The organism is Flavobacterium sp. KMS, from assembly GCF_000813005.1.
Lineage (GTDB): Bacteria > Bacteroidota > Bacteroidia > Flavobacteriales > Flavobacteriaceae > Flavobacterium.
On record NZ_JSYP01000013.1, the window covers coordinates 42,532 to 66,234 of the forward strand.

Consider the following 23,703-nt stretch of genomic DNA (forward strand, 5'->3'; position numbering starts at 1 on the left):
AAGCTTAATTTTTCTTAATATCTTAATGGTTAGTTTTTTTACCACAAACTTGTCTTTCTGACGTAGGAAGAACCTCCACCAGTAGCTCGACAAAGATTATGGAGTTTCTCACGAAGATTTCTCCTTCGTCGAAATGACAAGATTGGAGTAAATTTTTGCGTGCTTTGCGGTTAATTTTTTTTGCACAGACTAGACAGAAAAATTCAAAAGATTTTTAACGCTATCTACAGAAAACCTTTGTCCCTTTGTCCCTTTGCAACTCAGAACCTCTTGACTTTATTTCGCTTCAAGCAGATAAAAAGCACCTTCGCTTATAATTGTTTCATTAGGATTTAATCCGGATAGGATTGCTATTTTTCCTTTGTTGGAAATTCCAGTTTCTACATAGCGTCTGGCGTATTTTCCTTTGGTAATCTGTACAAGGACAAAACTTTTGTCATTAAATTGTAAGACAGCTTTAGCAGGTACAAACAAAGTATTTTCGGGAGTATCAATAAATTTTACAGTTACATACATACCCGGTTTTAGGGCATGGTCATTATTGGCACATTCTATTAATACTTGTACGCTTCGGGTAGCTTCGTCAACCATTTCATCGACATGATATATTTTTCCTGTAATTTTTTTATCGGGATAGGAAGCAACCTGAATTTCGGCACCATCTAATTCATGTATAAAACGAATGTCTTTTTCTTTAACCTGTCCTGCAACCCATACCTTTTTTAAATCGGCTACTTTAGCTTTGGGCGTATCATCAGCTTTTATATATTGTCCCATTACGACTTCGTTTGTAATAATTTCTCCAGCAATAGGAGAGGTGATTACAAGTGGCTGACCAAAGACTAGTTTATTCACATTTACTCCAAATATTTTTAGGCTTGCAATTGCATTTTGATATTCTTTTTCGTTGACTTCAAAGTTGGTTTCGGCTTCTTCTAAATCCTTTTGTGAACCAACTCCATTACTTTTTAAATCTTGCTGACGTTTTAATGAAAGTTTAGCAACCTGATAAGCTGATTTTGCCTGAAAGAAGTTCTTTTGAGCATCGATAAAATCTGGTGAAACCATTTCAAAAAGGGGCGTTCCTGCCTGAGTTTTCATTCCTAGTTTTAAATATACTTTAGTAACTCTGCCAGAAAACGGAGGAGCAATTTCGGCATAAAAATTAGGAATAGCTTTTACAGTTCCTGCCGTTATTAGTTCTAATTGATAAGGCTCATTCTTGACCGTTTCAAGTTTTAATTTGGGAGTAATTGTCGATGTTGCAGGAACAATAATTGTATCACTTTTTAAAGAATAATTCTCATTTTCGGTTACAGCTTTTTTATCATTGCAAGCAGTGAAAAATGTGATTATCATGAAATAAATTATAATATTCGGATATTCTAATTTTCTGTTTAAAGCTTTAATTTTCTGGATTCTGCAGTTCTGGTTTCTTTTAGGAATCATAGTAGTTTTTATTAATATATTTTACGAATTGTATTAACAAGCAATAACAAGTCTGTATCTCTAATAAAGTTGAGACACAAGTAATATTAAAGATTGAGTTAGGTGTTTTTAATACTAATTTTTAATCAGCATTAAATTTTTTAAGTGGAGTTTTAAAGAAGTTTTTTGACATGATTTTTTGATTTTAATTCGCTGCTGCGAAAAAGTCAATGACATATCTGCAGAAGCGAAATTTATAATTTTTGTTTACTGGGAGGAGGAGGGATATCCATTTTGATATTATTGAATAAATTATTTTCCGTTTATAATGGTGCAAAAATAGAACAACCCCTGAAGAGGGGCCGTTAGAGATGTTTTAGAAAAAAATTAGAATTTTATTAGAAACGAGATTTCAGTTATCCTGCAAGGTTTTTTTTCAACCTTGTAGGTATAATTATTTTTATTACAGATTTGAAAAGTTAAAATATTTTTTCACGCAGATTAGGCAGATTATGGCAGATTTGATTTAAAATTAGTTCTAAATAAATCTGCGCTCATCGGCTTAAATCCTTTGAAATCTGCGTGAGAAAAAAAGTAATAGATGGAGTGAATTTGCTATATAAGCTTCAGTGACACCTATTTTCCTTATGCTTTAAAATTAAACCTACAAGATTGAAAAAAAACTTGCAGGACTAGAATTCTTACTAGAAGTATTTTAATCTATAGCGTTTTTTATGCCATGATAAAGCTCAACAGTAAATATAGTACCTGATTTTTTATCGGAAGTAACGGAGATAGTTCCTTTATGAAGTAAGATAATTTTTTGGGTTAAAGACAATCCAATACCATTACCATCTGCATAGATTTTATTTAATCCTCGGTAGAATGGCTTAAAAATATGTTTTAAATCCTCTTCCAGAATACCAATACCATTGTCGATAAACTGCAAAATAATCTTCTCTTTTTCGAGTGATACAATAACTTTGCTTTGTTTGGTTTCAGAGAATTTACAACCATTTTCAAAAAGGTTTATAAATGCTACATTTAGTAAGTATTCGTTTCCATTTATCGAAATTTGATAGTCATCTTCAAAATCACTTTCAAAATGAATTGCAATATTATAAGAAGGATTTGATTTTTGGACTTGTTGTCTGGCATCAAGTAAAATCTCATCGATGCGAACTTGTTTGAATGCAATTTCTGAAGGATCATAATTTGCTTTGGCAAAATCTAGCAAACTATTAGATAGTTTAGCTAGCTTTTTGGCATCTTGTAGGGTGTTAAGGATAACAACTTTATATTCGTCATTATTACGTTCCTTATGAGTTGATAGTTCTAGTTCTGCAATAATAGCCGAAAGTGGTGTTCGGAGTTCGTGAGAAATATTAGAAACAAACTGTTTTTGAGAATCAAATGAGTTTTCTAAACGATTCAGCATTTTGTTAAAGGTCGTTGCTAGTTCAGAAATTTCGTCTTTACTTTCGTTTGTGTATAATCGTAAATCCAGATTTGTGGCTGAAATTGTTTTGGCTTTATCGGTCATTTTAACAATAGGTTCGAACGCTTTTTTTGAAAAAAAACGACCAATCATATAAAGCAGTAAAATGGATATTATGAAAACAATAATACAGGTTTTAAGCAAATTATTTAGCTTGATATACCCAAAACCATCGTAAGCCGCAGCAGTAACAATATATTCTTTTTCCTGAAATTTATATTTAATTCCAATTACTTGCCAATCATTTAGATAAAATTGTATTTCGCTTTTTTTAGCGATTTCATCTATCATTGGTCTTGTTTCTTTTACAACATCAATGTCTACAGCATCATGATACAATAAATGAAATGAAGTTGTGTAAATGGCAACTTCTACTTCGTTTAATGTTTCTCTATTGTTTCTGTAAATGTTTTGTAATGTTTTACTATTTACTTTGGCATTAAAGAATAAATTGGCTTTTGTAATTGCTTCTTTTTTTAATAATGCATAAAATTCTTTCTCTCTATTTTCTCTAGCAGAAATAAGTATAATAGAAGCAAACACTAATAAGATAGTGGCTGTTATGAATGTAAATAATATGGTTAATCGAGTTCTGATTTTCATTCTGCTTTTAAAATAAATCCCATGCCAGATCGGGTATGAATGAGTTTTTTATCAAAATCTTTATCAATTTTTTTTCTCAGATAGTTTATATATACATCAATAAAATTGGTGCCTGTATCAAAATGGGTATCCCATACTTTTTCAGCAATTTCTGTTCGGGATAAAACACGCTCAGAATTTTGCAGCATATATTCCAAGAGTTTAAATTCTTTTGGAGTAAGGTTTATTGCAGTCTCATTTCTTATTATGCTTTTAGTTTGCAGATTCATTTCAAGATCGGCATATTTTAAGATAAATCCAGTATTATTTATGTTGTTATTACTACGTTTTAATAAAGCTCTTATTCGTACTAAAAGCTCTCTCATTTCAAAAGGCTTAGTCAGATAATCATCTGCTCCGGCATCAAAACCTTCTACTTTATCGTCGGTTGTGCCCAAAGCTGTCAGCATTATTATAGGTAAATCGGGTTTTACTAATCGTATTTCTTTACATAAATCAAGTCCGTCGAGTTTTGGCAAAATAATATCTGTTATAATCAAATCATACTGATTACTAAGGGCTAACTTTTTCCCTGAGCGACCATCATAAGCGATTGTAGGTATAAATCCATGTTCTTCAAGTCCTCTTAGGATTAGTTCTGCTACTCTTTGGTTGTCTTCTATTACTAAAATATTCATCGTTATAAAGTTACTATTTCCTTTTTTAGATTAGCCTTCAAATATAAAAAATAAGATATTTTTTGTCTATGATGATTCTAGTAATGAAATTATTACAAAAAAGGCTATCCAAATTATTTTCGGATAGCCTTTTTTATTAAGTTGCAAAGGTTCTGAGGTTCAGAGAGGCAAAGGTTCAGAGATGCAAAGGTTCAAAGGTACAGAGGAGCAAAGATCCTGAGACTGTATACTTGTACTGAAACTTCTTTAGCCACAGATTAAAAGATTTTAATTTTTTAAAAATCCGTTTTAATCCGTGTTTTCGCGATAGCGAATCCGCGTCATCCGCGTTCCATCTTTAGCCACAGATTTTAAAACTTCGTGTACTTTGCGTAACCCTTTGCAAACTCAGCGGTTAATTCTTTAAACCTATTTTTTAAATCCTTGAATTCCAGATTTCAACCATTGTTCATATTCAGTAATGTCTGGCGTATATCCAGTAGGTTTATTTAAGCTTTGTTCATTAGTATCTAATATAATGTAATACGGCTGAGCATTTGCTTTATAACGGGTAATCTGAAAATCACTCCATTTATTACCTATTGATTTTATCTTTTTGCCTGTTTCTTTCGATACATATTGTTCCTCGATAGGTAATTCTCTTTTATCATCAACATATAATGAAATCAGTACAACTTCATTATTTAAGATTGATAAAATACGTGGATCAGACCAAACGTAATCTTCCATTTTTCGGCAATTTACACAAGCAAATCCTGTAAAATCTAAGAGAATTGGTTTGTTTACACTTTTGGCGTAGGCCAATCCTTTTTCATAATCGGTAAATGCCATGATATCATGCGGACCTTTATGTGCTCCGTCTGGTAATGCTATTGTCGAAGCCGTTTGCTTGTTTGAGCCACCTACACCATAAGGAGATTCGCTATACGTCATAGGAGGAGGGAAGCCACTTATTAGTTTTAAAGGTGCGCCCCATAATCCCGGAATCATATAAATGGTAAATACCAATACAACTAATCCTATAGACAATCTTCCTACCGAAATAGAAGTTGTAGGAGAATCATGTGGCAAGGTTATTTTTCCGAATAAGTAGAATGCCAATGTACCGAATATCGCTATCCAAATGGCTAAGAAAATTTCTCTTTCAAACCAATGTAATTGCAGAACCAAATCGGCATTTGATAAAAACTTAAAAGCTAAAGCCAGTTCTAGAAAACCTAAAAATACTTTTACTGTATTTAACCATCCACCAGATTTTGGTAATGTATTTAACCAACCGGGGAACATAGCAAACAACATAAATGGTAATGCTAAAGCAGATGAAAAACCTAGCATTCCTACAATTGGAGCAATACCGCCTTTAGATGCTGCTTCTACAAGTAAAGTTCCAATAATTGGTCCAGTACAAGAAAAAGAAACGATTGCTAGTGCCAATGCCATGAACACGATTCCTAATATTCCTCCTTTATCCGCTTGACGATCGACTTTATTAGCCCAGGAATTAGGTAACATGATTTCGAAGGCACCTAAAAAAGATAAAGCAAATACGACCAATAACACAAAGAAAATAACATTAAACCAAACGTTGGTTGACAAAGCATTTAGAGCATCGGCACCAAATAGTAAAGTAATTACGCTTCCTAGAAATACATAAATCAAGATGATAGAAACGCCATATATAATTGCATTCTTGATTCCTTTGGCTTTGGTTTTACTTTGTTTTGTAAAGAAACTTACCGTCATTGGGATCATTGGGAATACACAAGGTGTAAGCAATGCTGCAAAACCAGATAAGAAAGCAATAAAGAAAATCATGTATAAACTAGAGTCAGATTTATCCGATTCTGGTTGCTTTTCTACCCCAGTATTTACATCAACTTTGGTCGTTTTTTCGTTTGTAATATCAGCAGCTTGTATTTCTTTTGCCTCGAGCGTTTTAAGATTAAACTCAAAATATTTCGTTTCGCTAATGCAGTTTTCTTTACAAACCTGATAAGCTAGCTCTACTTGTATTGTTTCTTTCTTAGGATTAATTTGTTTGACTAATTGAGTAAAAACTACTTTATCTGAAAAGAAGATTTCATCTACGCCAAAGATTTCATTAAAGGCTCGTTTAGTTTCGCTTTCGGTTGCTTTTCCAACAAGTTCATAATTGTTCTTGTTATCATGAAAAAGGAATTCGGCAGGTAGCGGACCATCTTCGGGAGTGAATTGAGAATATACATGCCAACCCGATTCGATAGCTCCTTTAAAAGAAAGAACGAATTCTGAGGTGGATTTTTTCTCCATTGAAGCTTCCCATTTTACAGGGTTTATAATCTGTGCCTGGACTTTGGCAAAAGCAAAAACCAGTAATAATAAATATAAGATTTTCTTCATTTTATAAGTTTAATCAGAACGAGTTGTTCTGGTGATAATTTGATTTTTATATAGTGTTATATATTGATATAATTATTGTTTTTTGATTTGAGCAATAATTTGTGCTTCTGTTGGATTGATGGCAATTAATTTCCCTGAAGTACTAAAAAGATAGGTACTTGGTATTCCTTTTACTCCAAATATTGCTACCGATTTTGCATCAAATCCTTTTGGATCTATTAATTGGGGGTGTTTCAGTTTGTCTTTCTCAATGGCTTGTAACCATTTTGCTTTCTCAATATCTACTGATATTCCAACAATTTCAAAATTTTGCCCTTTGTATTTGTCATATAGCTTCACCAAATCTTTGTTGGCTATTCGGCAATACGGACACCAAGATGCCCAAAATTCTACTAAAACTGTTTTTCCTGTATAAGAATTTAGTTTGATTACTTTATTCTTATTATTCAGTAATTGGATATTTGGATATGCATCACCTTTCTTGATTTGCGCATTAACGGAAGTGATAGCTAATAATAAGGTTATTGCTATCAATATATTTTTTATTGAATTCATTGTTTTTTGTAATTTTGAAAGAGTTAATTCCAAAGCACAGCAGAAAACATAACAAATACTGCTATATTCCCTGAATAGGATTGGATTTTTTTTAATGATTTACAGCTTTAATATGGTTTTGGATAAAACGCATTTATGGCTGTCGCAAAAGGAATCTAGCTTATTTTTGGCGGAAGCCAGATAGAACGGAAATCTGAAGAAATAAAGATTTCTGAATAATAATAGTTTTGCTTTCTTTCAGAAAAATTAAAAAATGAATGATTGTCTATTTGAAAAGAAATCATTGGTGAAAAATAACTACAGTAAACTACAGGACAATCTGCGGCACTTTCTATGCAACCATTAGCACATCTGTGTTCTTTTGTTTTAAAGTCTGTTTCTTTACAAGCGGCTTTTAAGAATGTTTTGTTTTTAAAACATATCTTTTCTGTTTTAATTCCACGTGCAAAATTAAGCGTAGGTCCCATAAAGAAACCTAACGTTATAATTAATAGTATGTAGAATTTTTTTGCCATAAGAAACACGAAAATAAAATTTAATTATCAGATGGGTGTTAATATTGATGTAAAAGTTATGCGTTTAATCAGAAGGTTTTGTTCTGATGGTAATTAGACTTTTATAGAAATAAACCTAACAAGTTTTAGAAACCTGTTAGGCTTGGAATGAGACCTTATTTTTTGAGTAAAACGACCTTTTACACAGCTAAAAAGAGATCTCTATATAAAGTTTTTCTAACCAATTTTTATTGTTTCACGCAGATCTTACAGATTAAAGCAGATTAAGTCTAGGTTATAAATGAATCTGCCTGTATCAGCTTAGATCTTTTTAAATCTGCGTGAAATAAAATTCACCATAGATTAAAATTATTTAGTCACGTTAAAAAAAGTATATTCCAATTTTAAGAAAACACCATCAGATGCGGCACGTTGCATAGAGCTATACAATTCTTTTTTGTAAGCAAGGTCAATTCTCGCCTGACTGTTGATGATAAACTGAATAGAAGGAACTACATCCATATATGATTTTCCGTTTTCAGTAATCGTTTGTCCCGTAAATTCCAACATTGCATTAATATTGGTTTGCTTATAACTTGTATATTTTTTTGGATACATTAATTTACCAACCGAAAACGTATAGTTTACAGCATTTTTACCCAAAGCATCTGGAAAGCTATAATCTGGGTTGTTAAGCGCACGCACATAACTTACAGATGAACTCAAGGCAACTTTATGAATTAATTGAGTTGCTACTAAACCAGCTTCGTAACCAGAATTTCCGTTGGCCAGGTCTATAGCTTCCTGATTAAAAAATGAGTTATTATAGCTGTATCGTCCAAAGGCAGCCATCCTGAAATGACTCTGTAAATCATCTACAGAAAAGAATCTGTATTTGGCATAAAAACCACCACCTTTAAGACCCAATCCGTTTTCTTGGTTGCTTAAAAACGCTGAGGTACGAACCATCAGATTTTTATTAATTCCCCAAGTAACTTCAGGCGTTAAATTGTACATAGAACCACTTTCATGTTTGTTATCCATAAGTGATTGCCCAACACGAACCCCGATAGAACCCGCCGGAGCGTTACTAGCGGGTTCGGTTACTACAAATAATTCTTGAGCATCTATATTATAAGAAATAAAGAAGATGAAGATTAATGATAGATATTTCATTTTTATAATGCTTTTAAGTAATATTCATCCTCATTTTCTGTAGCATAACCAGGATACTTAGAATATGATTTAACTAGTTTTTTGTACTCTTTTTGGGTTACAAAACCTTTATCCAGAACTCTGTATTTTGCTTCAGCATGAGCTACTGGGTTTTTAATATCGATGAAAGTATAAGTAGCATCATCAACTTTTAAGGTTGTATTATCTTCGATTTTATCAGTATGAAATTTAGCTGTTAACACCAATGAACCTACGAAGAAACCAGCTTTTTCAACTGCTTTTTTTAATACTTTAGGTTGTAATGAATTATCTTTTTTAAAGTAAACTGTAAACGTATTTGTGTTTAAGTCTGTAGCGATACTATCTACTTCTGTAAAAGATTTTAATTGTTTGTTTATGGCATTAGAACACATAGAACAAGTTAATCCTGTTGCCATTATTTCGGCTTTAGTGATTTGAGAATAAGAATTTACACTTGTTATTACTGTTAAAAGTGCCGCGGCTATGAATTTTATATGTAAGGCTTTCATTTTATTTTTTGTTTTTTTTGATTTGAGCAATTATTTGCGCTTCAGTTGGGTTTATAGCAATCAGTTTTCCTGATGCATCAAAAAGATAGGTCGATGGCAAAGCATCAACTCCAAAAGTTACAGCCGTTTTAGCATCAAAACCTTTAGGGTCGATTAATTGCTGGTGTTTCATTTTATCTTTTTCAATCGCTTTTAACCATTTTGTTTTGTCGATGTCAATTGATATTCCAACAATCTCAAAGTTCTGACCTTTGTATTGGTCATATAGTTTTACCAATTTTTTATTAGCCATTCGGCAAGGAGCACACCAAGAAGCCCAAAAGTCTACTAAAACTGTTTTTCCTTTAAAAGAATTTAGTTTAACGGTAGCATTTTTATTGTTTTGAAGCTGAACGTCTGGAAAAGAATCTCCTATTTTTATTTGTGCACTTGCTATAGAAACAGTCGCTACAAGGACGAATAATGTGATTATATTTTTTATTTTGAACATGATATTTTTTTTAATGTTTGTGTGTAGGCTAACCATGTAAGTAATGTAAGTTCATTTAAGAGAAGCATCTAAAACTTATATTTTCTTAAATGACTTATATGGTTCAATCTGTGCTCCATTTAGCATTACAGGCAAACATGGTTATTTAAATGATTAAGATTATTGCACCTTTTTTGGGCTTGCGTCTCTATCATATTGACAACATCCGTGTAGTTCATCATAAACTGTATTTGGTGCAGTAAATTTTTCATTATCATATCCTGCATCAGCAACACGTTTTAGTATAGCATCAAGATTAGTTTTCTTGTTATCGTAAGTAATAGTTGCCGTTTTAGTATTTTCATTCCAGTTTACTTTGGCTTCTTTATTTAAGTTTGCTGCAGTTTCGATGGTTTTCTTGCACATACTGCAGTTACCATTGATTTTTACAGTTTCGGTAGATTTGTTTTTTATTTGCGCGCTGGCGTAAGTAACTGATAGTAATAGAGTCATTACCATCAATAATTTTTTTATTGAGTTCATTGTATGTATTTTTTTTTGGATGGATTAATCCTAAAACATAACAGAAACTATAGCAAATACAGCTATTTCTGCGAATAGAATTGGGATTAAAAAATGTTTTTTTTGATTTAAAGCCTTAAAATGACTTTGAATGAGACAGACTTATGGCTGTCGGGAAATTAAATCTAGCTTATTTTAGGTGGAAGCCAGATAGAACGGAAATCTGAAGAAATAAAGATTTCAGAATAATAGTAATTTTGCTTTCTTTCAGAAAAACTAAAAAGTGAATTGTTTTCTGTTTGAAAAAGTGCCATTGGCGAAAAGCCACAGTTTGCAGTTGTAGAACCACAAGAATTCCCTGAACAACTGTTATCGCAATTATGCTCTTTTTTATTAGAATGCTTTTTCTTGCAACAGTCTTTTGTTGTAGATTCTTTTTTGCAACATGACATTTCATTTTTTGTTCCATGCGCATAAGTAAGCGTTGGTCCCATAAGGAAACCAAGCGTAACGAGTAGCAATATGTAGAACTTTTTTGTCATAGTTGAGGGCAAAGATACTTTTTCTTGGCTGTCGTAGTTGTTAATTTTTTTATAAACCTTTTGGGTTGATTGATTTTTAGTACTTTTTAATGCTTGGTTTTAGGTTTGTAATTATTTATAATTTTTTGAATACTAACTAGATATATTCTCATATTCATGCGAGATTAATTATTTTATAATCATAATTTTTGTATTAAGTATGCAAGTATGACATTTTTTATTATGTTTGCTAAATCGATTTAGCAATTCATATAACTTTCTTAAAATTATGAAAAATATACTTTTTATCTGCTTTTTTACTTTTGTTTCAACTGCATTTGTGAATGCTCAGGAACTTAAATCGCCCGATGGAAATTTGATTTTAGAGTTTCATTTAAATCCTGAAGGAACGCCAATTTACTCTTTGAGTTATAAGAAAAAAGAAGTGATTAAGGAAAGTAAATTAGGCTTTATCATAAAATCTGATATTATGCTTAATAAAGATTTCAAGATTTCAGACACCAAATTTCAGTCAGAAAATAGTACTTGGAAACCTGTTTTAGGGGAGCAAAAAGAAATACAAAATCACTATAATGAATTAAAAGCCGAGCTTGTTCAAGAGAAAAGCAAACGAAAAATATCAATTTATTTCCGTTTGTTTAATGATGGTTTAGGGTTTAGATACGAATTTCCTGTACAAGATAATTTGCGCCACTTTATTATTCAGGAAGAAACAACCGAGTTTAACTTGACAGGAGATCATAAACTTTTTTGGATTCCGGGAGATTATGATACCAATGAATATAGTTATACAACTTCTAAAATATCCGAGATGCAATCTTTGGTATATAATGCAACTCATGTTTCTTTGGCTGCACAAACGACTATTAAAAATCTGGCTACACAAACACCTTTAATGATAAAGACCGATGCAGGACTTTATATCAATATCCACGAAGCAGCTTTAAAAAATTATCCTGCAATGTGTCTTAATGTCGATGATAAAACCTATTCACTGAGTTCACATCTTGTTCCTGACGCTTTAGGTAACAAAGGATATATACAAACAGGAAGCTTTACGCCTTGGCGAACAATTGTTGTAAGTGATGATGCTAGAAATATTTTGGCTTCAAAGATGATATTGAACCTTAACGAACCATGTAATTTTGGAGATACTTCTTGGATTAAACCAGTGAAATATATTGGTGTTTGGTGGGAATATTTTACAGGTGGAGGATCTACTTGGGCGTACTCAGATAATCAAGATGTTGTTATTGGTTCTACCGATTTCTCTAAATTAAAACCCAATAAAACCCATGGTGCAAATACGAAACATGTAAAAGAATATATAGATTTTGCTGCTGCAAACGGTTTTGATGCTGTTTTGGTTGAAGGTTGGAATGAAGGATGGGAAGATAATACGGCTTTTAAGAAAGAACGTATTTATAGTTTTACCAAAGCATATCCTGATTTTGATGTAAAAGATTTAAGCGATTATGCAAGTAAAAAAAACGTGAAGATTGTTATGCATCATGAAACTACATCTTCGACTGGGGAATATGAGCGACAATTAAATGACGCATTAAATTTTATGGTCGATAATAATTATAATGCGGTTAAAACAGGATATGTTGGACCAATTATTCCAAGAGGAGAGCATCACGACGGACAGCAAATGGTGAATCATTATACATATGTTGCCAAAGAAGCTGCGAAGCATAAGATTATGGTAGATTCTCATGAAGCAGTTCGACCTACAGGTTTGCACCGAACTTATCCTAACTGGTTTGCTCAGGAATCGGCACGAGGAACAGAGTTTGAAGCTATGGAAGGAATTCATCCAGATCATACTACAATCTTACCTTTTACCCGATTAATGGGAGGTCCAATGGATTATACACCAGGAATTTTTCAGGGAGATTTATCGGTTTATGGATCCAAAAAGAATAAGTTAAGCACAACATTAGTAAAACAATTGGCATTGTATGTTACCATGTACAGTCCGTTGCAAATGGCTGCCGATTTACCCGAAAATTATATGCGTTTTCCAGATGCATTTCAGTTTATAAAAGATGTTGCCCTAGATTGGGACGAAACATACATCCTCGAAGCTGAACCTGGAGATTATATCACGATTGCCCGAAAAACCAAAGGGAAACAAGAATGGTTTGTAGGCGGAATCACCGATGAAAACTCACGTACGGCTATAATTGATTTTAGCTTTTTACCAAAAGGAAAATCATTTACTGCAACGATTTATGAAGACGGAAAAACGACTGATTATAAAACCAATCCGCAATCGTACAACATCCGAAAAATAACTGTAAACAGTAAAACTAAACTAAAACAAAAATTAGCAGCAAGTGGTGGTGTGGCAATTTCCATAAAATAGATTTTGTTTGAGAATGGTACGCGGATGACGCGGATTTCCTAAAGGAAAGACGCTGATAAAAACGGATTTTTTATTTTAAGCATTGATTAAAAAATCTGCTTAATCTGCGAGAGAAAAAGTTTAGCCACAGATTAAAAGGATTAAAAAGATTTTTGTTTCACGCAGATTTGGCAGATTTAAGTTAGATGAAAAATAATTTGAGAAAATTTGTGCAATTTGTGGTAAAAAGACAAAACAGATATTGTTTTAAAAATCCGTTTTTATCTGTGTTTTCGCGATAGCGAATCCGCGTCATCCGCGTTCCCTTTTAGACAATCCATGGAATTAATAACAAAATAATAAATATTAACCTGAGGATGAGATTGCTTCGTTCCTCGCAATGACACAAAAAATGAGCATAAAAATTTACCCTTTACAATTTGAACCAATCTTAAAAGAGAGAATTTGGGGTGGCGAAAAATTAAAAACAGTCCTTAACAAACCTATCATTTCTAAAATTACGGGAGAGAGTTGGGAATTATCTACAGTAGAAGGAGATATAAGTGTTGTTGCCAATGGCGAATTAAAAGGAAAATCATTAACAGATTTAATTGATGCATTGCCTAACGAAATTCTGGGAACAGCTGTTTATAGTCGATTCGGGAATCAATTTCCATTATTGTTTAAATACCTAGATGCTCGCGAAGATTTATCGATACAAGTACATCCTAATGATCAGTTGGCAAAAGAACGCCATAATTCATTTGGTAAAACCGAAATGTGGTATGTTATGCAAGCTGATACCGATGCAAGGATTATTGTTGGTTTTAAAGAAGATTCAAGTAAAGAAGAATATCTAGAGAATCTAAACAATAAAACGTTGGTTTCTATTCTTGATGATGTAAAAGCCAAAGCGGGTGATGTGTTTTTTCTGGAAACAGGAACTGTTCACGCTATTGGAGCAGGATTGGTTGTTGCGGAGATTCAGCAAACATCAGACATTACGTATCGTTTATATGATTTTGATAGAGTAGATGCACAGGGAAATAAAAGAGAATTACATGTTGATTTAGCTTTAGACGCCATTAATTATAATAAAGTTGATACGTACAAGAAGTATGAAAAGACTGTAAATAAATCTAATGTAGTTGTAGATTGTCCTTATTTTACAACAAATTATATTCCGCTAAACGGAGTAGTGAAAGTAAATAAAAAAGGAGATACTTTTACAGTCTATATGTGTATTGAAGGTACTTTTGAAATTAGATATGAAAATGTAACGTATCAATATAAAAAAGGAGATACAGTTTTAATTCCTGCAGCTATGGATGCTTATGTGCTAAATGGAGAAGCATCAATTTTGGAAGTTTTTATTTAGAGGTTCAAAGGTTCAAAAGTTCAAAGAGACAAAGGTACTGAGTGGCAAAGGTACTGAGTGGCAAAGGTACTGAGATTCTAAGGCACAAAGAGGCAAAGGTTTTGAGACTGAACACTGCTACTGAATACTGTTACTGAGACTGTAAACTGAATACTGCTACTAAATACTGATCACTAAGTAAATATGCTAATTAATCGGTAAACACTTATGATTACTGATGATAATTCTTAGAAGTGTCTATAAAATAATGTTTTATTCAAAAAAATAATTACAAAATCGTTTTAGTAACTATTTTTATATATATTTGTGATATAATTAATAACAGCTTAATAAAAATTAACTCGCTAGATGAAAAAGATTACTATTAAGGATATTGCCACTGAGGCGCAAGTGTCTATATCTACTGTATCTTTTGTCATTAATGATAAAGGCGAAAAAATGGGCATTAGTCCTGCGGTAATTAAAAAAGTGCAAGAAGTTGCCGAAAAGCTTAATTATCGACCTAGCATGATTGCGACAAGTCTTAGAACAGGAAAAACTAGATCTATCGGACTTATTGTTGAAGATATTTCGAATCAGTTCTTTGCAGATCTTGCCAGAGTTATAGAGGATGAAGCTAAGAGTATTGATTATAGAGTTTTTTATTGTAGTACAGGTGGTGATGATGAACGTTCTGAAGAATTGATACATAGTCTTTTGCAAGCTAATGTGGATGGTTTTATAATTACACCAACAGAAAAGTTGGAAAAAAGCATAGACCTACTTTTAAAATTGCAAAAACCAGTTGTATTAATAGATAGATATTTTCCTAACCAGAAAGTAAGTCATGTAGTTATGGATAATTACGAAGGTTCACATTCTGCAACTAAATTTCTATTAAATAAAGGAAGAAAAAATATTGCTGTTGTTAATACTAATTCTGGAATGATCCAGATGAAGCTTAGAGAAGAGGGATATAGAGATGCTTTAAAAGAAGAAGGTATTTATAATGATTCCCTTGTTCTCCACATGGATTACAATAGTAGTGAGGAAAGTAAAATTGCCGATATATTCAGTTTTTTCACAAAGAACCCAAAGATCGATGCCGTATTGTTTTTGGCGAATTATATGGGATTAGCAGGACTTCAGGCTTTTAGAGGAATGAAGTTTAGGATTCCAGAAGATGTTTCGGTTATAAGTTTTGATGATCACGATAGTTTTCGATTACATACACCAACGATATCCGTTATTGCACAACCGATTAAAGAAATCGCCGAAAATGCAATAAAATTATTGATGGATCAAATGACAGGGATTAAACCTTTTGTTATTGAAGGAATACGTAAAAAAGGAAATTTAATAATAAGAGAATCGGTATAATATAATAAAATGCCATTTTCTAAAAAAAAGAATGAAGGGAACTTTGGTTTTTTTTTATTCTTTTTACTAAATCGTTTTAGTAAGTTTTAATTTATCAAAAAAGAAGAATTATTAAAATTTTTTGATCAGTTTACTATATCGATTTAGCAAAATGGCAGAAGTATCAAGTTGATGCTAATCAATGACATTCATAGTTTAGAGATTACGAATGGCATATTAAAATTGAGTTCATATTTTTTATTAATATTTTAAAAACAAACAAGTCAAACACAAAAACAAATCAAAACAAATAAACCAAAACGAATGCGTATGAAACAAATTTTAGCAGTGTTAGGAATGGTATTGTTGACAAGCTTAGGGGCTGTGGCACAAAATCGATCAATAACAGGCATAGTAGCAGATGCAGATAACAAGGGAATTGTTTCTGCAACAATAAAGGTAAAAGGAAAATCCATTAGTGCTATAACGGATACCGATGGACGTTTTTCAATGACAGTTCCGGAAGGAAGAATTAGTATAACAGTATCATCTATTGGTTATGTTACACGATATATAGAAGTAGGAGAAAAAGAAAATACTATTAATATATTATTACTATCTAGCGTAGAAGAATTAAAAGATGTTGTGATTACTTCATTTGGAGTAAAAAAACAAAAGAAAAGTTTAGGATATGCAGTTGGAGAACTCAAAGGAGATGATTTGACAAAAACCAAAGAAATCAACTTAGGAAATGCACTTCAGGGTAAAATAGCAGGGGTGAATGTTTCTGCACCAGCTTCTGGACCATCAGGTTCAAGTCGTGTAGTAATTCGTGGAGCAACTTCGGCTTCAGGACTTAACCAACCTTTGTATGTAGTAGATGGTATTCCTATTGATAATAGCCAGCAAGGAAATGCAAATATGTGGGGTGGAGCAGACAAAGGTGATGGTATGTCATCATTTAACCCAGATGATATTGCATCTATGTCAGTATTAAAAGGTAGTGCGGCATCTGCACTTTATGGATATAGAGGTTCAAATGGAGTAATCTTAATTACAACTAAAAAAGGAAAAGCAGGAAAAGGAATTGGAGTAGATTTTAGCACAAACGCTACATTTAATACACCAGTAAGTTTATTAAAATGGCAAGACCAATACGGAGCGGGGGCACCAGTAAATGGAGTTGCTACAAGATTTAATAACTTGCAAGAACTTAGAGATTCTTACTATTTTGCTTGGGGAGATAAATATGACGGAACACCTTCACTTTCTCTTGATGGGCAAACTAGACCATACCAAGCCTACGGAAAAGATAATGTGAAAAACTTTTACAGAACAGGATTTTCTTTCAGTAATACTTTAGCAGTATCTGGAGGTAACGAGAATACAAATTTTAGATTGTCATTTGGAAATACAAAAGATGAGTCAATCTTACCAGGAACAGATTTTGGAAGAAGCAACGTTGCTTTGAGTTTAAACTCTACAGTAAATGAAAAAGTAAGTATTGAAACTAATGCACAATATATTTCTGAGAAAAGTCATAACAGACCTTATTTGAATGATTCACCAAGAAATGCATCTTTTCCTACTACATTTTTAACTCCAGGATCAGATATTAGATGGTTAAGTAACGGATATGATGAAAACGGAGGAGAAGCTGACTATTTTGGAGCAAATACGTACCAAACTAACCCATATTTTGCAACACAAGAAACATTAAACGATGACCTTAGAAAACGTTTTATTGGTTCTGCGAAAGTAAACTATAACATCACAAACAAAATTTACGCTAAAGCAGTAATTGGAATTGATGATATTAATTACGAATATACTGAAATAGAACCTACAGGAATTAATTATAACCCAGGAGGATCTTATGAAAACAGGATTGAAAACCGTTCAGAAGTTAACGCATCGGGTTATTTAGGATATAAAGGCGATATCGGTAAAGACTTTTCATTAGATGCTTTTATTGGAGCAAACCGTCAGCATAACAGATTTAGTGGTATTAAAATGAAAGGGAACAACTTTATCGTTCCGTTTAAATACTTTTATGGAAATACGATGCCAGACAAAACGGAGAAATTATATGGTGAAACCGAAGTAAACTCTCTTTTTTATTCTGCCGATATAGGATATAAAAATTTCTTATATCTAAATGTTACAGGACGTGAAGATTGGTTCTCTACTTTAGACCCTGCTAATAACAGTACATTTTACCCATCTGTAAGTACAAGTTTTGTTTACTCAGAAGTTATCGATTTTCCAGAGTGGATGTCATACGGTAAATTTAGAGCAGGTTGGGGTAACGTAGGAGGTGGATTGCAAGAAGCGTATGCTTTATCATTGAATTATACTGCACCAGACGGACAAACAGATGCATTAGGACAGCCAATTTTGGGTATTAAAGGAGAAACAGTTCCTAATAAATTCCTAAAACCTTATAATGTAAGTACAATTGAGTTTGGTTTCGAAAACACATTCTTCAATAATAGACTTAGTACAGATTTAACTTTCTACTACAAGAAAACAACGAATGATATTACTGATGCAGACATTTCTCAAAGTTCGGGTTACAGAACAACCAAGATTAATGTGGGAGAGATTTTAAATAAAGGGGTTGAGTTTGCAGTAAATCTAAAAGCGATAAAAACAGAAAATTTTAGTTGGAATGTAGGTTATAATTTTGCTTACAATAATAGTGAAGTATTGAGTTTATCAGACAAAATTAATACCAAAACATTAGAAGGAAATAGAGATTCCAGAGCTTCGGTAGTTTTAGAAAAAGGACAGCCTTTTGGAGTAATTAAAGCATATGATTATTTAAGAACCGAAAAAGGAAACATTGCATTAGATTCTAATGGTAAATTCATGAGAGGAGATTTAATCATTGCAGGACAAGGAGTAGCTCCAACGTCTATGGGATTATCTAATGATTTTACTTATAAAAACTTAACACTTTCGGTTTTTGTAGACGCTAAATTTGGAGGAGAAATCTATTCGGCCACAAACCAGTTAGGAACACGTTATGGATTGACGGATAAGACTGTTGAAGGACGTGAAACTGGATTTGACGTAGAGGGAGTTGGACCTATTGGAAATAGCGTAAGCGCACACGTTTCGGCATACGATTATTGGAGAAGTTATAGCGATATAACATCTAATTTTGTTTATGATGCTGATTTTGTTAAGCTAAGAGCAGTTTCTTTTAGCTACAATTTCCCAAAAGCATATCTAGCGCATTCACCATTTCAATCTATTAGTTTAGCATTTTCTGCTCATAATTTATGGACAATTTATAGCGCAACACCAAACATTGACCCAGAGTCAAATTATTCTAATAGCAATGCGCAAGGACTTGAAAGAGCTTCTATGCCTTTAACTAGAAATTATGGTGTAACACTTAATGTCAAATTCTAATAATAAAAATAGAAAGATGAAAAATAAATATATAAAAATATTCTGTATCGCTATTGTTAGTGCAATGACATTCACAGCATGCGATGAAGGATTCGAGGATTTAAACAAGAATCCAAATGCATTAATAGATCCAGCACCAAAATCGATGTTCACACTTGCTGAAATATATATCGACGGACAAGATTATTCTAACACAAGAGGAAATAATGGATATGCTGCACAAATAGTACAACACTTTTCTTCATTAGGAGGGCCAGGTTCAAAATATTCGTATTCATCAGAATATTCAGGTTCATTGTTTGGAGAATCATACGGTAAAGGATTAAATCAAATTCTTCAGTTGATGTCTGTTTTACCAGAAACTGCAGAAAATTCAAATATGATTCAGGCATGTAGAATCATGAAAGTATTCATGTTCCAGAAACTGACAGATACGTATGGAGAGGTTCCATATTTTGAAGCAGGACAAGGATTTAACGGAAATATTTTTGCTCCTAAATACGACACACAACAAGTCATTTACAATGATTTATTAAAAGAGTTGGATGAAGCAGGAGACGCATTAGATGCTAATAAACCTTTTGTAGGTAATGCCGATTTATTTTACCAAAGTGATGTAGCAAAATGGAAAAAGTTTGCAAACTCATTAATGTTAAGAGTTGCAATGCGTTTGTCTAAAGTAGATCCTGCAAAATCAAAACAATATGTAGAAAAAGCTTTTGCAAAAGGAGTTTTTAATTCTAATATTGATAGTGCAGTGTTAAAACATGATGCAGGACCACAAGGAGTTAGAACAAACCCAATAACATCATCTTGGGTTATAAATGACTTAAACGGAGGAGAATCAAATATAAAATACAGTAAAACTTTTATAGATTTATTAAAGAATACAAACGATCCACGTTTAAGAGTTTATGCAAAATTAGAAGCTTCAGGAAATAATAATCCTGCAGATCAGCAAGGACTTGCAAATGATGCAAAAGAGTTTCCGGGTGGAGACAAAAAACTTTTCTCAGATCCTAATACTTCTACCGTATTGCGTTTAGATGCACCAACTTTAATCATGTCTTATGCCGAAGTAGAATTTTTATTGGCAGAAGCAGCAGCAAAAGGTTGGAATGTATCAGGAACAGCTCAGCAACATTACGAAGATGGAGTAAAAGGAGCGATGCAAATCCTATCAATTTTTGGAGACAAAGTACCAGCAGTTACCATTGCAGAGTATAACGATTATATTACAGCAAATCCATTTAAAGCTACTGGAACAGAAGCAGAGAAAATAGAGCAAATTATTACTCAAAAATGGATTGTTTTACTATTTAATGGTTTCGAAGCATTCTCAGAATGGAGAAGAACAGGATATCCAGTTTTAGTACCAGTAAATGATCCTTTAGGAGAAACAGACGGTACAATCCCAAGAAGATTAATATACGATCAATCGGAGTTAATTACAAACGGAGCAAACTACAAAGAAGCAATACAACGTCAAGGGTTAGATTTAATGACAACTAGAATTTGGTGGGATAAATAAATAATTAATTTGGTTGATTAGTTAGAATAAGTCGGGTAGGATATACCCTCCCGGCTTATTTTTAAGTTTCTATTTTGATTTTTATAAAAAAAAACATTTGTTATAAAGAGGTTAATATATTGTTTTTTAGTACCTTTTTTTTCGCAATCAGTACAACTGCTTTTTGCTGAAAAAGATGGAATTACTTTCCAAAGATCTTAAAATAATTAAATGGTTTTTTGAGCAATCTAAAATCTAATACTGATAGTTAGCTTACTATATGGGCACAAATATTATAAATAAATTTTGAACACGAATTTCACGAATTTCCACAGATTTTAAGAGTTAACTTAGTTTGTGAAATTTATTTCACAAACTAATTCGTGTCAATTTGTGAAATTCGTGTTTGCTTTTTAAAATTATGCTCAGACAGTAAAATAGCTATCGAGACCAAAATTAATATAAGTTTGGCAGCCGTAAAAAAGGAAATAATGTCTAGATATTTTTGTTAGTTACTCTTATTCTAGGATATAAAACCTAAAAAGAGAAGGAGTTAATTGTGTAAACAATTACCCTTCTCCCACTGCCAACGGTTAAATTACCTTTTGCTATTTGCAAACACACACTTAAAAATTAGACATAAATAATAATTTTATTACTCAGTAAAAATGGAATGTAAAAAAAGCTTTTATTGGTTTGTCGGCATATGTCTTGCAAATTTTTCATTTGCATTAAATGCACAAAATATAGATATAAAAAAAGATTGGCAATATCGGGAAGTAAAAACTGAAAAGTGGAATCCGGCAACAGTTCCTGGAGAGATTCATACCGATTTGTTAAACAACAAATTAATCCCAGATCCATTTTATCGGGACAATGAGAAAAAACTAGAATGGATAGAAAAGAAAGATTGGGAGTATAAAACAACTTTTCAGGTTACACCAGCAACGTTTAAGAAAAAATATGCAGAACTAGTTTTTGATGGACTAGATACTTATGCAACTGTTTACCTGAACAATCAATTGGTTTTAAAAGCCGATAATATGTTCCGCCAATGGAGAGTTGATGTAAAGAAAATAATCAAATCAGGGAATAATGATTTGGTAATCGTATTTAAATCGGCGCAAAATGTAGTCGATTCACTTGCAAAGAAAGATTTACCATTTGTAATTCCAGACAATCCTCGTGCTTATGTGCGTAAAGCGCAATACCATTTTGGATGGGATTGGGGACCAAAATTCACTACTTGCGGAATATGGAAAACACCACGATTGGAAGCTTATGACGAAAAAACTCCAGAGAAACCATATGTGCTTAATCGTAAGATAGAGTTGGTGCAACAACCGGATAGTTTAGGTAAATCATTTTACTTTAAAATCGACGGAAAGCCAGTGTATATGAAAGGAGCAAACTATATTCCTTCGGATGCATTTCTTTCCAGAGTGACCAAAAAAGAATATGAAAAAGTAGTTGGTATGGCAAAAGATGCCAATATGAATATGTTACGTATTTGGGGAGGAGGAGTTTATGAAGATGATTATTTTTATGACTTATGCGATAAATACGGAATTAATGTTTGGCAAGACTTTATGTTTGCAGGAACGATGGTACCAGGAGATGATGCTTTCTTTGACAATGTAAAAAAAGAAGTGCAATATCAAGTAAAGCGTTTGCGTCATCATCCGAGTATTGTATTGTGGTGCGGAAATAACGAAGCCGACGAAGCATTTAAAAACTGGGGTTGGCAAAAAAGCATGAATATGTCCAAACAAGATTCGACACGTTTATGGAAAGATTATGTTCGTTTGTTTCAGGATAGCATCCCAAAATGGGTAAAAGAAGTCGATAATAAAAGACCATACATTAGTTCATCACCATTATTTCATTGGTCTAAAGAAAAAAGTATTACTGAAGGAGATAGCCATTATTGGGGAACTTGGTGGGGATTAGAAGATATAGAAGCAGTACAGAAAAAAACTGGTCGTTTTGTGAGTGAATACGGAATGCAGGCGATGCCAAATTATTCTTCTATTGAAAGATTTACAAAACCAGAAGACCGATATTTATATTCAGATATTCTGCAAGCACACCAAAAGGCAGGAAAAGGATTTATGAAATTAGATTCTTATTTGAATAGATATTTTATTGATTCGACCAAAATAAAGAAAATGAATGTCGAGGATTATACGTACCTCACACAGTGTTTACAATATTATTCGCTTAAAAACATTATCGGAATTCACCGTTCTAAAGCCCCTTACAATATGGGAACATTGGTTTGGCAACTTAACGATTGTTGGCCAGTAGCAAGTTGGAGTGTAACCGATTATTATGATCGACAACCCAAAGCTGCTTGGTACGCCATGAAAGAAGCTTACAGAGATGATATAACTGCGACAATTGATTTGACACGTCCGATAGATTTAAAACTCGAAGACCCAAAAATCACTTGGAAAGTACAAGGAAACAAACTGACTCTAAAAGCATCAAAATTTGCTAAATATGTAAATGTTTCCATAAAAGGATACACAGGCAAATGGAGCGATAACTACATCGACTTAAAAGCAGGAGAAGAAAGAACAATTACGTTCGAAGGGAAAATAGCTAAGCCAGAGGTTAAGGTTTATTCTCTTTATGATGTTCTTAAAAGGTACTAAGGTTCTGAGGTTCTGAGGTGCAAAGGTTTCTTTTATTGTGAATAAAAAGAGGTTCATAGGTTTTCTGTAGAGACGCACCGCAGTGCGTCTAAAGGTTCAAAGGGGAAACTTTGCGAGCTTTGCGTATCCCGACGCTTCGGGATTGCGAACTTTGCGGTTAAATTTTTATGTTCAAAG

General features: G+C 32.8%; 17 protein-coding genes. 6 read left to right on the plus strand and 11 right to left on the minus strand.

Annotated features, from left to right (window positions below; all coding sequences use genetic code 11):
* Positions 1-276: 276 nt before the first annotated feature.
* From OA93_RS14285 to OA93_RS14335, 11 genes are all read right to left on the minus strand, one after another.
* Positions 277-1,449 carry an efflux RND transporter periplasmic adaptor subunit gene (locus OA93_RS14285; RefSeq protein ID WP_052259458.1) on the minus strand — a complete coding sequence of 391 codons (1,173 nt, stop codon included), beginning with the start codon at positions 1,447-1,449 and terminating at the stop codon, positions 277-279.
* A 694-nt stretch (positions 1,450-2,143) separates the two neighbouring features.
* Positions 2,144-3,529 carry a HAMP domain-containing sensor histidine kinase gene (locus OA93_RS14290; protein ID WP_039114044.1) on the minus strand — a complete coding sequence of 462 codons (1,386 nt, stop codon included), beginning with the start codon at positions 3,527-3,529 and terminating at the stop codon, positions 2,144-2,146.
* A complete protein-coding gene (locus OA93_RS14295; RefSeq protein WP_039114045.1) occupies positions 3,526-4,206 on the minus strand; it encodes a response regulator transcription factor in 681 nt (226 codons plus the stop codon). The genes OA93_RS14290 and OA93_RS14295 overlap by 4 nt, the downstream gene beginning before the upstream one ends.
* Before the next feature lie 408 nt (positions 4,207-4,614).
* Positions 4,615-6,585, minus strand: a complete 1,971-nt coding sequence (locus OA93_RS14300) for a thioredoxin family protein (protein WP_039114046.1) — start codon at positions 6,583-6,585, stop codon at positions 4,615-4,617.
* A gap of 72 nt (positions 6,586-6,657) precedes the next feature.
* Entirely contained in the window at positions 6,658-7,140 is a 483-nt protein-coding gene (locus OA93_RS14305) for a TlpA disulfide reductase family protein (protein WP_039114047.1), read from the minus strand.
* Between the two features lie 155 nt (positions 7,141-7,295).
* Positions 7,296-7,655: a hypothetical protein gene (locus tag OA93_RS14310; RefSeq protein ID WP_039114048.1), complete on the minus strand. Its 360-nt coding sequence runs from the start codon at positions 7,653-7,655 to the stop codon at positions 7,296-7,298.
* 348 nt (positions 7,656-8,003) lie between these two features.
* Positions 8,004-8,810, minus strand: a complete 807-nt coding sequence (locus tag OA93_RS14315; RefSeq protein WP_039114049.1) for a hypothetical protein — start codon at positions 8,808-8,810, stop codon at positions 8,004-8,006.
* 2 nt (positions 8,811-8,812) lie between these two features.
* Positions 8,813-9,340, minus strand: coding sequence for a heavy metal-associated domain-containing protein (locus OA93_RS14320; protein ID WP_240474732.1), 528 nt, complete (start codon positions 9,338-9,340; stop codon positions 8,813-8,815).
* 1 nt (position 9,341) lies between these two features.
* Entirely contained in the window at positions 9,342-9,830 is a 489-nt protein-coding gene (locus OA93_RS14325) for a TlpA disulfide reductase family protein (protein WP_240474733.1), read from the minus strand.
* A 159-nt stretch (positions 9,831-9,989) separates the two neighbouring features.
* Positions 9,990-10,352, minus strand: coding sequence for a cation transporter (locus tag OA93_RS14330; RefSeq protein ID WP_039114053.1), 363 nt, complete (start codon positions 10,350-10,352; stop codon positions 9,990-9,992).
* Positions 10,353-10,516: 164 nt separating this feature from the next.
* Positions 10,517-10,873 (minus strand): DUF6769 family protein, encoded by a 357-nt coding sequence (locus OA93_RS14335; protein ID WP_039114054.1) that lies wholly within the window; start codon positions 10,871-10,873, stop codon positions 10,517-10,519.
* Between the two features lie 268 nt (positions 10,874-11,141).
* Here OA93_RS14335 and OA93_RS14340 point away from each other — a divergent pair, with 268 nt between their 5' ends.
* From OA93_RS14340 to OA93_RS14365, 6 genes are all read left to right on the plus strand, one after another.
* Positions 11,142-13,244 carry a glycoside hydrolase family 97 protein gene (locus tag OA93_RS14340; RefSeq protein WP_039114055.1) on the plus strand — a complete coding sequence of 701 codons (2,103 nt, stop codon included), beginning with the start codon at positions 11,142-11,144 and terminating at the stop codon, positions 13,242-13,244.
* Positions 13,245-13,635: 391 nt separating this feature from the next.
* Positions 13,636-14,601: a type I phosphomannose isomerase catalytic subunit gene (locus OA93_RS14345; RefSeq protein ID WP_039114057.1), complete on the plus strand. Its 966-nt coding sequence runs from the start codon at positions 13,636-13,638 to the stop codon at positions 14,599-14,601.
* Positions 14,602-14,949: 348 nt separating this feature from the next.
* Positions 14,950-15,960 (plus strand): LacI family DNA-binding transcriptional regulator, encoded by a 1,011-nt coding sequence (locus OA93_RS14350; protein ID WP_039114058.1) that lies wholly within the window; start codon positions 14,950-14,952, stop codon positions 15,958-15,960.
* Between the two features lie 309 nt (positions 15,961-16,269).
* Positions 16,270-19,359, plus strand: coding sequence for a SusC/RagA family TonB-linked outer membrane protein (locus tag OA93_RS14355; RefSeq protein WP_240474734.1), 3,090 nt, complete (start codon positions 16,270-16,272; stop codon positions 19,357-19,359).
* Between the two features lie 16 nt (positions 19,360-19,375).
* On the plus strand, positions 19,376-20,890 hold the full coding sequence (locus OA93_RS14360) for a SusD/RagB family nutrient-binding outer membrane lipoprotein (RefSeq protein WP_039114114.1): 1,515 nt from the start codon (positions 19,376-19,378) through the stop codon (positions 20,888-20,890).
* Positions 20,891-21,537: 647 nt separating this feature from the next.
* Positions 21,538-23,526 carry a glycoside hydrolase family 2 protein gene (locus tag OA93_RS14365; RefSeq protein WP_039114060.1) on the plus strand — a complete coding sequence of 663 codons (1,989 nt, stop codon included), beginning with the start codon at positions 21,538-21,540 and terminating at the stop codon, positions 23,524-23,526.
* Positions 23,527-23,703 lie beyond the last annotated feature (177 nt).